8 protein-coding genes are annotated in these 11,580 nt (G+C 70.8%); 4 read left to right on the top strand and 4 right to left on the bottom strand.

What is annotated here, in order from left to right:
• Positions 1 to 25: 25 nt before the first annotated feature.
• Positions 26 to 1,471 (bottom strand): basic amino acid/polyamine antiporter, encoded by a 1,446-nt coding sequence (locus ACIO5D_RS00290; RefSeq protein WP_363608182.1) that lies wholly within the window; start codon positions 1,469 to 1,471, stop codon positions 26 to 28.
• Positions 1,472 to 2,278: 807 nt separating this feature from the next.
• On the opposite strand from ACIO5D_RS00290, the gene ACIO5D_RS00285 reads away from it, so the two are divergent.
• From ACIO5D_RS00285 to ACIO5D_RS00275, 3 genes are all read left to right on the top strand, one after another.
• On the top strand, positions 2,279 to 3,703 hold the full coding sequence (locus ACIO5D_RS00285) for a cellulose binding domain-containing protein (protein ID WP_400793371.1): 1,425 nt from the start codon (positions 2,279 to 2,281) through the stop codon (positions 3,701 to 3,703).
• 192 nt (positions 3,704 to 3,895) lie between these two features.
• On the top strand, positions 3,896 to 4,396 hold the full coding sequence (locus ACIO5D_RS00280; RefSeq protein ID WP_400651398.1) for a ribosomal protein L7/L12: 501 nt from the start codon (positions 3,896 to 3,898) through the stop codon (positions 4,394 to 4,396).
• Positions 4,350 to 5,369, top strand: coding sequence for an ankyrin repeat domain-containing protein (locus ACIO5D_RS00275; protein ID WP_400793369.1), 1,020 nt, complete (start codon positions 4,350 to 4,352; stop codon positions 5,367 to 5,369). Before ACIO5D_RS00280 ends, ACIO5D_RS00275 begins: the two co-directional genes overlap by 47 nt.
• Before the next feature lie 1,003 nt (positions 5,370 to 6,372).
• Here ACIO5D_RS00275 and ACIO5D_RS00270 read toward each other — a convergent pair.
• Both ACIO5D_RS00270 and ACIO5D_RS00265 read right to left on the bottom strand, forming a co-directional pair.
• Positions 6,373 to 7,035 (bottom strand): hypothetical protein, encoded by a 663-nt coding sequence (locus ACIO5D_RS00270; protein WP_363614558.1) that lies wholly within the window; start codon positions 7,033 to 7,035, stop codon positions 6,373 to 6,375.
• Entirely contained in the window at positions 7,032 to 7,595 is a 564-nt protein-coding gene (locus ACIO5D_RS00265; protein WP_400793367.1) for a sigma factor-like helix-turn-helix DNA-binding protein, read from the bottom strand. Before ACIO5D_RS00265 ends, ACIO5D_RS00270 begins: the two co-directional genes overlap by 4 nt.
• 423 nt (positions 7,596 to 8,018) lie before the next feature.
• Here ACIO5D_RS00265 and ACIO5D_RS00260 point away from each other — a divergent pair, with 423 nt between their 5' ends.
• On the top strand, positions 8,019 to 8,867 hold the full coding sequence (locus ACIO5D_RS00260) for an SAM-dependent methyltransferase (RefSeq protein ID WP_363614554.1): 849 nt from the start codon (positions 8,019 to 8,021) through the stop codon (positions 8,865 to 8,867).
• A gap of 130 nt (positions 8,868 to 8,997) precedes the next feature.
• Here ACIO5D_RS00260 and ACIO5D_RS00255 read toward each other — a convergent pair whose 3' ends face one another.
• Positions 8,998 to 11,328, bottom strand: coding sequence for a HelD family protein (locus ACIO5D_RS00255; RefSeq protein ID WP_400793365.1), 2,331 nt, complete (start codon positions 11,326 to 11,328; stop codon positions 8,998 to 9,000).
• Positions 11,329 to 11,580: the final 252 nt, after the last annotated feature.

Raw genomic sequence — 11,580 nt, 5'->3', positions numbered from 1 at the left:
TTCCGTCTGGGGTGTGTCTTGGCGTTCACAGGCTGATCCAGCCGACTGCCAGGGCGATCACGCCGATGACCGCACCGGCGATCGAGACCGCGAGGATGACGAGTTCCGCGGGCGAGAACAGGCTTCTGCCCTGCTCGCGCCGGGCCATCACGAACAGGATCGTGGCGGGTGCGTAGATGATGAAGGACACCAGGAGGAACTTCGGACCGGCCGCGTAGAGCAGGAACGCCGTGTAAATGGTGGCGAGCGCGCTGACCACCAGGTCGCGGGAGAACCCTTCGCGGCGTTCCGTGCGGGAGTCCGGCTTCAGCACGATCTTGAGCGCGTAGGCCGCCGCGAGCAGGAACGGGATCAGGGACAGCGCGCTGGTCAGATCGAGAGCGAGGTTGAACGCGTCGTCGGAGAACAGGGTGACGATCAGGAAGACCTGGGACAGGGCCGTCGTCATCACCAGCGCCGGAACCGGAACGTCGCCGGCGCTGGAGCCGCGCAGGAACCGTGGCATGTCGTCGTCCTTCGCGGCGACGAACAGGACCTCGGCGGCCATCAGTGTCCAGGCGAGGTAGGCCCCGAGCACGGAGACGATCAGGCCGACGCTGATGAACACCATGCCCCAGGTGCCGACCGCCAGCTCCAGTACGCCCGCCATCGAGGGCTGGCGAAGCTGAGCGATCTCGCCCATCGGCGCGATGCCGTAGGACACGATGGTCACCGAGGCGAAGACGGCGAAGACGCTCAGGAAGCCCAGGACCGTGGCGCGCCCGACGTCCTCGCGCCGTTCCGCGTGCCGCGAATAGACGCTGGCACCCTCGACGCCCAGGAACACGAACACCGTGGCCAGCATGGTTCCCCGGACTTGGTGGAACAGGGAGCCCGCGTAGTCGGCGCCCGCGAAGTTCTCGGCGAACACGTGCGGTTTGAGATAGAACAGCGCCAGGACGATGAAGACCACGATCGGGACGACTTTGGCGACGGTCACGATCTTGTTGACCGCCGCCGCCTCCTTGACCCCGCGGCAGATGAGCAGGAAAAAAGCCCACAGGCCGACCGAGGACAGGGCCACGGCAAGCAGTGTGTCTCCGTCGCCGAGCGCCGGCGCGATCGCCCCGATGGTCGACATGATCAAAACCCAGTACGTCACGTTGCCGACGCACGCGCTGGCCCAGTACCCGAATGCTGCGAAGAAGCCGAGGTACTCGCCGAACCCGGCTTTGGCGTAGGCATAGACACCCGCGTCGAGATCGGGTTTGCGAACAGCGAGGGTCTGGAAGACGAAGGCGAGCATCAGCATGCCGGTACCGGCGACCGCCCAGGCGATCAGAGCACCTCCCACCCCGGTCTCCTGGGCGAAACGGCTCGGGAGCGAGAACACGCCGGCGCCCACCATCGAGCCGACGACCATCGCGGTCATGGTCGGCAACGAGAGTTTGGCAGCCGCCGGCGTCTCGGCAGGGGTGTCGGCGTTGGTCATCTCTTCTCTTCCCTACTCTGTGCGGCGTGGCGCAGGCACGGGCCGCCCTGCCGCTGAAGGTCGATCGGGGGCTCTGCCAGGGCCGGTTCGATCCTTCGCGGTCCTGAAACCGGTGATCGCGTCGGACACGCTCAGCACCGGGCCGGCGCGGCGGAAGACGCGGCACGGCGGCAACGACAGCACCGGCACGCCCGCAACGGCACCCGCGAAGGCGCCGCAGGAGCTCCACGGGACGGGCGGGGAGGTCGCCATGACCACGGGGATGACGGCATCCGCCAGGGCCGGCTCACGCTCAGGATGCCGCATCTCGGTCCCCGCATCTCCTGCCACGCCACCCGGCCCAGGCCCGTCCCGCGTGTCCCGGTCCCGGTCCCGGTCCCGCACGCTACCGACCGGCTGACCTGAATGCCCGCAATGACTGACGATGAGTCAATTGTGTCGAGTGAAAGGCACACGCCCTCCGACGTGGCGAAGGGCGGACACGGCAGTCTCCTGCGGCAGCGGCCGGACCCCGGGCGGCCGCCCGTGCTCCCGGCTGCCGCCGCAGGCCTCCGCGGTCGGCGTGCCGGAGACCTGTCGGCCGAGGGGTCGGACGAACCCGCGCCGGGGGTGGGCACTATCGGCCACTCCTGGGGGCCCGCGTCCGGTTCCGGCCTAATGGGTCCGACCGGGGTTGACGGCCAAATTGGTCTATGCCACTTTCTGATCGCGCGGCCCGCCGCCTCACCCCCACTGCTCCGCCTGAGGTCGACCGGGCTCCCCTCCGTCGGTGCCGCGCACCGTCCCCCACCACAGGAGAGGAACCCCATGAGCATCAGAACGACCGTCCGGCGCCCCCGGATCCGGGCGGCACTCGCCGCCGCCGTCACGACCGGGCTCGGCATCGGCGCGCTGACCGCCCTGCCGGCCGCCGCGGCGGGCGAAGCGGTCTCGGTGCAGTACCGCAACGGCGGCAGCGGCAGCTCACAGGCCTCGCCCTGGCTGAAGGTCGTCAACACCGGTGCCACGAACGTGGCGTTGAGCCAGGTGAAGGTGCGCTACTACTTCAAGGCCGACAGCGCCTCGGCCACCTACAGCTACTCCTGCGACTGGGCCGTGAAGGGCTGTGCCAACGTCACCGGTACGTTCGGCAGCATCGTCGAACCGGGCGCGGCCGCCGACCGCTACCTGGAGATCGGCTTCACCGCGGCCGCCGGCTCGCTGGCCCCCGGCACCGACACGGGAGACCTCCAGCTGCGCTTCAACCGCACCGGCTGGCTCCCCCTCGACCAGGGCGACGACTACTCCTTCGGGCCGGCCCAGAACACGTACACGGCCTGGTCCAAGGTCACGGCGAGTGTCGGCGGGGTCCCGGTCTGGGGCACGGCACCCAGCGGCAACACCCCGAACCCGACTCCCACGCCCTCCGGCCCGACCACGCCGCCTCCGGGCGCCGTGCTGTTCGACGACTTCGACTACACCGACCACACCGACCCGGCAATCGGCGCGCACGGCTGGAACGTTCGCTCCGGCGGCGGTGGCCCGGGCGTGTCCGGTGCCACCTGGGCGCCCGAGAACGTCTCCTTCGCCAAGGAGGGCGCGAACTCGGTGATGACCCTGCGGAGCACCACCGCCGGAACGGGCGACTCCACCCGGCAGGCCGAACTCAACACCCGGGCCATGAAGTTCAAGAACGGGACCTACGCCGCCCGGGTCCGGTTCTCCGACGCCCCGGTGAGCGGCCCGGACGGCGACCACCTCGTGCAGAGCTTCTTCGCGATCAACGACCTCAAGGCCCCGATGGCCGACGACTACTCCGAGTACGACTTCGAGTACCTTCCCAACGGAGGCTGGGGCGAGCCCGCCAACATCCTCTACAGCACCTCCTGGGAGACCTACGGCCCCGACGGCTCCGTCAACCAGCACACCGAGGCCCGGGCCGGGTACGAGGGCTGGCACGACCTCGTCATGACCATTGACGACACCGCCATCGTCTACTACGTCGACGGGGTCGAGTTCGCCCGCCACGACGCGCGCTTCCTGCCGGAGCGGCCCATGGAGATCCACTTCAACCAGTGGCTGATCGACTTCACCGGCCAGGCCTCCACGGCGCCGCGTACGTACGAGGAGAAGGTCGACTACGTCCTCCACGTCAAGGACCAGGTCCTGACCCCCGCCCAGGTCAACAGCGCCGTGGCTGCCTACCGCTCGGCGGGGACCACCTTCACCGACTCGGTCCCCGCCACCCCGTGACCGCGGCTCACGGCTGATCGGCCGCCGCCTGGAGGCGGGGCACCGCCGGGTGCCCCGCCCTCCGCCCCGGCCGCCGGTGCCCTCGGTGAGGTCGCCGGCCCGACTCCCAAGTGGAGCTCCGACGTCGCCGAGGGCCAGGTCATCGGATATGCGTTCTATGCTGCTGCCCAACCTGGAGCCCGAGGAGTCACGATGACGGGCAAGTACTTCTTGCTGATCTGCGACGACGTGCCCAATGCAGTGGTTCTGACCGACCCCGGACCCCATCCCGTCGAGGTCGTGAAGCTGCTTCGCCGGAGGACCGGGCTGAGCCTGTGGCACAGCAAGTCCCTCATCAGCCGCCTGCCGGCCACCATCCTCGAAGACGTACCGCAAGAGGTGGCTGAAGCCACGGTGCGCGAACTCCTCCTTCAGGGCGTCCTGCTGGTCGTTGAGGAGCCAGGTGGCGTCGGCGACCCCGGCGCGTGCGACGAACTTGCCGTACGGCGCGAAACCGTCGTGGTAGCCCGGGACGAACATCTCGTTCGGCAGCCACTCTTCTTCTTCACACCGGCTGCCCGGCCGGCGGCCCCGTCGGGACGTGACCGAACGTCGAAGCCGGCAGCCGAAGCGACAAGGGAGCGGAGCGTTGTCAGACCGTTGCGCGATGCTGGGCGTGCAGGTGGTTCGAGGGGTCGCCCGCACCGGCACTGAAGGGGGCATGGTGGCAGATCAGGATGACGGCTGGGCGGGCGTGGGCTGGGAGGGCTGGCAGGACTACGAGGGCATCCGGCGGCGTCTCGATCGGGGTGCCGATCCGGAGGTGTGGGGCGGGGGACGGCCTCTGCACCGGGCCTCGGTGTTCGGCTCGCCGGAGGTCGTCGCGGAACTGGCTCGGCGCGTGACGGATGTGGACGCGTTGGCGGGCGGGACGACCGCGTTGTGGGAGGCCGTCCTGTGCCGCAGGCCGGACAATGCGCGAGCCCTCGCCGCTGCGGGGGCCGATCCCTGGCGGCCCTTGGTCGGTGGCTGGTCGCCGGGGCGGCTCAGCCTGGCCGGACCGACGCCGGACCTGTTCGTCATGCCTGAGGAAGAACGCGGGCTGACCGAGGCGGAACGCACGGCGGCGCGGGAGGGCAGGCGGCTCGTCTCGGCGCTGGGAAAGCTGTACTACGACGGCACGGGGCTGGCGTGCGTAGCCGGGATCGACGCGGGGGACGCGATACGTCGCTTGGAGGCGACGCCGGCCGAAGGCGACGGCCTGGACGAACTACTGGAGGATCCCTACGCGTACGACATGGACGACAGCTTGAGAATTATCGGCGTGACGACTGTCCCGGGCGGCTGCGTCGTCACCCAGCCGTGGGGGTACGCACCGAAGGTGCCAGGCGTGCTGGCCCGGCTGTCCGTCGACACCGTCTGCTACGGCATGTACGCCAACCCCAAGAGCGGCAATCAGGGCAGCATCGCCCGCAACGGGACCATCGAAGCCTGGGACCTCCACCCGGGCGGCCCACCGCGCCCACAGGCCGGGTCCCAGGAAGTTCTGGCCTCCTGCCTCTACCAATCCAGCGCGGTGGCCTACTCGTGCGCCTTCGCAGGACTGCGCCTGGCCGACGCGCGCGCCATCGTCGGGCCACCCGACATGTGGGTCGAACTGCCGCAGCGCGACTATTGGGAGCGCTGACACGAGGAGGCTGCCACGACCAGTGGAGTGGCCTCGCCGTGCGAACCGATCAACTCGCCATTGCCTACCAGTCCGCACTCCACCTCGCGGCCATCCTCGGCCGGGCCCGCAGCTGGTCGAAGAGACGGAACCCAGTGCGGCGTGCAGGTGGGAACGAGGGCGTCCGGACGCGGGATCGGCGTGCCGGTCCTGACGGGTCGCAGGTCATGATCTGACCGGCCTCGTTTCGCGCACAGGTGCCGTCCGGGCCGGGATGGGGCTTGCTCTGGCAGTCGGTACAGGGCTGCGGCGGGATCTCCCAGGGCTTCGGCGTCGTGGGCGGGGCCGGCTCCACGGAGGGCGCCGGGCTCGCCGGAACCTCGTGAAGCCGTACGAGCGCCGGCCTCTCGCGCGGCTGCCGCTACGGGAGGACCGCATCCACAAGCGTCCGGAGCCCGAGCACCGCCAGGGCCGCCCCTGCGGCCGCTCCCGCGATCTGCACAATCACCGAGCGTCCTCACCGACTGCCGCCCTCACCCTTGCCCCGAAACCTACGGCAAGCCGAACCCCGGCCTCCTACGGCGGACCTGGCAGGCCCCCGACTGGAACGACCACGCCTCGGTGCTGCGCCGCGTCCTCCCCCAGCTCGCGGCCGCCGTAGCCGACAGCTCATCGGAGTCCTTCCGCTACCAGGACGAGATCGGTCTCTCGCTCGCCCGCGGCCGCTGGCAGGAATGGCCCCGGGAACAGGCCGCAGCGGTGCGGGAGTTCCTGCGCGCCTTCTGGGCACGCAGCCTCGTCGCTGCCGGGGTCCTCCGGCTCGCGCCGCGCCGCGGTGAGCACGTGGTGTGTGCCGGAGGGGGGAAAGTACTGGGCGCCGGTGAGATCGGCTTCCGCGTGGAGTCCGGGCGGTGGGCGGTCGATGAGGTCAGCAACCAGTCGACCGGCTACTGCCCGGGCGTCAGCTCGTGGCCGGCTGTCGCGGCGGCCCCGGCGACCGCAGAGAGCGCCGGAGCCGCCGCGTTCAGCCGGCTGCGGCCAGGTGGCGGACGAGGTGGGCCGATACCTGCGGGATCTCGCCGTACTCGTGGTCGCCGTCGTCGGCCGGGAGCTGGTGGATCACGGCGGCCAGGCGCGGGGGAAGCCGTACGTCGAGGCCGAACCGGCAGCGGCTGATGATCTCGTCGCGCACCTGGGCGGGCAGCAGTTCGTACGGTGAGTCCAGGATCCGCTGGGAAGGGCGGGGCGCGGCGCCCAGCGATTCGGCCTCGCGGCGCCAGACCTCCGCGTCCAGGACCTCCCCGAGGCTGCGGTGCAGCATGCTGAGGCAGGAGGCGGAGGTGTAGTTGCCGCCGCCGGCCGCGAACTTCCACCAGAACTCGGCGCCGTCGCGGTGTCCGACGGTGTAGAGGAGCGCGCCGAGGACCAGCGCGCCTTCGGGGTGGATACGCCGGTCGTTGATGAGCAGGTCCAGCGAGGGCGCCGCCGTCGGCACGGCGAGGATCATGGCGGTGACCAGGTCGAGTTCGTGGCCGGCCTGCTCGTGGTCGGCGGACATCGGCGCTGGGGCGGCCGCCAGCCGCTCCCAGGCCGAGCCCGCATTCGCCGCGTACTCGCCGTACGGCGGGCCGGCCGCCGCGGGCTGCGCGGGGTCGCCCCGCAGCAGGCGGTCCTGTCCGGTGGTCACCGCTGCCCTCCCCGCCGGCCACCGAGCGCGACGGCGAGCCGGTCCAGGGCCTGTGTGGCGGTGGAGCGGACGTTCGCCTCCGTCATCCCGAGGTAGTCCGCGATCACGCTGTCCGGCAGGTCGACCAGGTACCGCAGCACCACCACGTCGTGCCGGCGCTCGGACAGTCGCCGGATCGCCGCGTACAGCTCCTCGTGACTCCCCTGGGCCTCCACGAGGTCCAGGGTGCGCGCCGCCGAGCGCCGCACCGCCACCACCCACCCTGGGACGGTGGCGGGTCGGGGCCGGTACTCGGCTCTGATCATCGCCTCCGCCAGGGCCGCGCCGATCTCCTCCTTCAGCAGCGTCCAGGTGTGGAAAGCCGGTACCTGCTGGCGCAGGATCCAGGCCCACCGCTGCCACATCCGGTCCTTGGCGCGCTCGACAACGCGCCGGGCCTCGTCTTCGTCACCCAGGCGGGCCCGGGCGATCCCGCTCCAGGCCCGCTCGTGCGTGTCGCAGAACGCGTCGAACGTCAGGAGGCGGCTGCTCCGCCGCACCGCCCAGTCGCTCTCGTTCACGTTCCATTCCTCCCTGACGGCCACCCCGTTGGGTACCCGACCGACTGTAGGCCACCCTCGACCGACCGGCCGGCCCGGGCGTCTGGCGCGCCTGCTCACGTCGAGAACTTCCGCCCCCGACAGGAACATTGGAGCGCACGGCGCGCCCCCATGTTCAGCGGGGCGAGAGAATTCACTATCAGACATAAGAAGTGATGAACAATCAAATGACCTGTCCCATAGAGAAACACGGCCAGTCGGAATATGATCCTTTGCGGTCACTCCCCGGTGCGCTCGATTCACCCACCGTTCCGACCCGCGATTGCCGGGACGCGGGCCCGGGCATAGTGGGAGGGGCCGCGCCAGGGCCCCGCGCCGTGGGTGGTGCGGGTCGTCGCTCCGCCCTGTCGTAGGAGCTGGACGCCTATGAACCAGGGGGAACAGATGGCCGACGAAAGCACAGACGCCCGATCCGGCACCGAACCCGACGTGGCGGTCGAACTCGACATCCACGTGGCGCACTCCGCCCGGATGTACGACTACTACCTGGGCGGCACCACCAACTTCCCCGCCGACCGGGAGGCCGCGGGCCGGGCCCTGGCCGTCTTCCCACAGGCACCGGCCGCCGCACGCGCCAACCGCGGCTTCATGCACCGCACCACCCGCCACCTCGCCCGGGCCGGCATCCGCCAGTTCCTCGACATCGGCACCGGCATCCCCACCTCGCCGAACCTGCACGAGGTCGCCCAGCAGATCACCCCCGAGGCACGGGTCGTCTTCGCCGACAACGATCCCATCGTCCTCATCCACGCCGTCGCACTGCTGCGAGGCACCTCCCAGGGACTGACGACCTACGTCCAGGCCGACGTGCACGAGCCCGACACCGTGATCAGCGCCGCCCGGAAGGTCCTCGACTTCACCCAGCCGATCGCGCTGAGCATGAACGCCCTGCTGCACTTCGTCCCGGACGAAGCACACCGGATCACCGAACAGCTCAAATCCCAACTTCCCTCCGGCAGCGCCCTGGTGATCAGCCACCTCACGGCCGACTTCGCGCCGCAGGAGACCGCGCGCCTCATTCAGGTCTACCGAACCGCCGGCACCCCGGTAGCGGCGCTGCGCCGCGAGGAGTTCGGGGAGTTGTTCACCGGCTGGACCGTACTCGACCCCGGCATCGTCTCCACACCCCGCTGGCGCCCCGACCACACCCACGACTCCGCCACCGCCCACAACTCCGCCCCCGTCACCGACGCCGAGGCGTCCTGCTACGGTGCCGTCGCCATCCGGCCGTGAACCGGACCCTCACCGCCGCTCTGACAGCCCACCGCCCCCTGCGTTGAAGGCGCGTCCGACGACGCCGATGCCGATCGAGGCTTCAGACCAGAGCCCTGAAGCCTCGACCAGCGGCACCCGCCCCCTCCGGTCAGCGGGGGTCCAGGCCCTCCAGCATCTCCGGCAGCTCCCGGCTGTGGATGACCCCGAGGCTCTTCGTCGCGCGCGTGAGTGCGACATAGAGGTCGTTCACGCCGCGGGCGTGCGCCGCGAGTATCTCCGCGGGCTCCACCACGAGGACCGCGTCGAACTCGAGCCCCTTGGCCTGGGCCGCCGTCATCAGCACGACGGGCGAGTCCAGCGCCGAAGGACCGTCGATGACGGTGACGCCGTCCAACCCGGCCAGCCCGTTGATCAGTTCGGCCGGCCATGCCGGGGCGTGGATGATCGCCATCCGGCCGCCGTCCAGCGCCGCGATCTCCTTCTCGACGGCGGTGCGCAGCGCCCGTCCCCGGTCGGCTTCGGGGATCCGGAGGCTCCACGGACGGGTCCCGCCGCTGCGCACCGCGCTGGGGGCGGTGCGTGCCGGGTCGGCCGCCCGCAGGACGCCCTCGGTGACCCGCATGATCTCGGCCGGGGTCCGGTAGTTGATGGTGAGCTCCACCGTGCGCCAGCGTCCCGCCGTGTACTCGTCGAGCGCCTCACTCCAGGAGCTCAGCCCGGCCGGCGCGCCGGTCTGCGCCAGGTCGCCCACAATCGTCATGGAGCGGCCGGGGCAGCGGCGGGTCAGCAGCCGCCAGGCCATCGGGGAGAGTTCCTGCGCCTCGTCCACGATCACGTGCCCGAAGCCCCAGGTCCGGTCCTCGGCCGCGCGCTCGGCCAGGGGACGGAACTCCCCCTCGCCGCGGTACTGGCGCGTCAGCATCTCCGCGTCGATCTCGGCCAGCCCGGCGCCGAAGTCCTCGAGGACGACCTTGGCGAATTCCAGCTCCTCGGCCCCGGCGGCGGCATCGGCCCGGCGGGAGACGGCGCTGCCGGGCAGCGGGCCGAGCAGTTCGGCGGCCTCGTCGAGCAGCGGCACGTCGTCGGTGGTCCAGGGGGCGGCCTCCTGGTCCGGGCCCGGGTGTTCACGCAGCAGTGCGGCGCGTTCGGCCTCGGAGAAGTCCGGCATGGCCCTCGCCAGCAGCTCCGGGGAGCCGAACAGCGCGGTGAGCAACCGCTCCGGGGAGAGCAGCGGCCACAGCTTCTCGGCCAGGTCCTGGAAGTCACGCTCGACGACGAGCGCGTCGGCGAGGTCCACCACGTCGTCCAGGTCCATGGACCCGCCCCGGTCCCTGGCGATCCGCAGGGCCAGCTCCGAGGAGAGCCGCTCGACCAGGGCCGCTCGGGCCGCGTTGTGGGGTTCGCCGGTCCTGTGCGCGGCGGCGTGGGCCCGCTCGCAGAGGGCCCGACCGATCACGAGCTCCTCCTGGTGGGGCGAGCTTCGGCCCACGGTGATGGTCCATGACTCCTCCGGCAGCTGCCGGAGGCCGTCCAGCGCGGCGGCGAGTACCCCGGCCATCCGTGCGTCGCCCTTGACGGCGGCCGCCTCGGGCGTCTCCGTGTCGGTCCCGGTCACGCCCGGGTAGAGCGCGCCGATGCTGCTCAGTACGACCTCGCTCTCGCCGAGCGCGGGGAGTACCTGGTCGATGTAGCGCAGGAACGTCGTGTTCGGCCCGATGACCAGCACACCGCGCCTGGCCAGCCGGTCGCGGTGGGTGTAGAGCAGGTACGCGGCGCGGTGCAGGGCGACCACGGTCTTGCCGGTCCCCGGACCGCCCTGCACCACCAGGACGCCGCCGAGCTCGGAGCGGATGACCCGGTCCTGTTCGGCCTGGATGGTGGAGACGATGTCGCCCATCCGCCCGGTCCTGGCCGCCGTCAGTGAGGCGAGCAGGGCGGTCTCCCCACTGAGCTCGGCGCTGTCCCGGTCCTCCAGGGCACTCACGCCGAAGGCGTCGTCGTCGAAGCCGACGACCGTCCGGCCCTTGCTCCGCAGGTGCCGTCGCCCCACCACACCGCCGGGCACGGCTGGCGTCGCCCGGTAGAACGGCTCCGCGGCCGACGCCCGCCAGTCGGTCAGGAGCGGCTCGTGGTCGTCGTCCGCCAGGGCGATCCGGCCGATGTACCGCCGCTCGCCGTCGGCGCTTTCGATCCGGCCGAAGCAGAGCCCGTACTCGGCGGCGTACAGTTCCGACAGCCGGCGGGTGTGGTGGATCTCCAGCGTGTCCCGCTCCATCCGGGACTGGAAGGTTCCGCCCTTGTCCTGGAGATGGATCTCGCGCAGCCGAGCCGTCGCGAGTTCGCGCTGGGCTTCGAGGCGGTCGTACAGCTCACCGACGTATTCGTTCTCCGCTCGCAGCTCTCCGGTCCGCCGGTCGTCGGAGGGCTGAGCGCCGTCACCGCCCGGATTCGTCCCGTTTCCGGCTCCGGCGCTGACCACTGAATTGAGTTCGGACGAGGACGATGCCGATGACGCGGGGACCAAGGCTTGCTCCATTGACTCAGGACCCTCAATTGATCGAGCAATTGAGAGTGGCGGCGGAATCTCCGCTATTCACAGCACAAAAAACTGGGTCCAGGACCTGCGCGCACGCGACAGACCGGACCGGGCCCGCTCAGAACTCCTCACAGAATGGCCCTGGAAGCCAGGGCCGTTGCTCGCCGGTGAGTACGGCGCCGGAAACCTTCCGTA

The organism is Kitasatospora sp. NPDC087315 (assembly GCF_044744345.1).
Taxonomy (GTDB): domain Bacteria; phylum Actinomycetota; class Actinomycetes; order Streptomycetales; family Streptomycetaceae; genus Kitasatospora.
Note: the sequence above shows the minus strand (reverse complement) of the source record. Positions and strands in the feature narration are given on the sequence as shown.

Coding starts and splice junctions, on each gene's coding strand:
- ACIO5D_RS00290 (WP_363608182.1), bottom strand. CDS start 1,471: ATGACCAACGCCGACACCCCTGCCGAGACGCCGGCGGCTGCCAAACTC.
- ACIO5D_RS00285 (WP_400793371.1), top strand. CDS start 2,279: ATGAGCATCAGAACGACCGTCCGGCGCCCCCGGATCCGGGCGGCACTC.
- ACIO5D_RS00280 (WP_400651398.1), top strand. CDS start 3,896: ATGACGGGCAAGTACTTCTTGCTGATCTGCGACGACGTGCCCAATGCA.
- ACIO5D_RS00275 (WP_400793369.1), top strand. CDS start 4,350: ATGCTGGGCGTGCAGGTGGTTCGAGGGGTCGCCCGCACCGGCACTGAA.
- ACIO5D_RS00260 (WP_363614554.1), top strand. CDS start 8,019: ATGGCCGACGAAAGCACAGACGCCCGATCCGGCACCGAACCCGACGTG.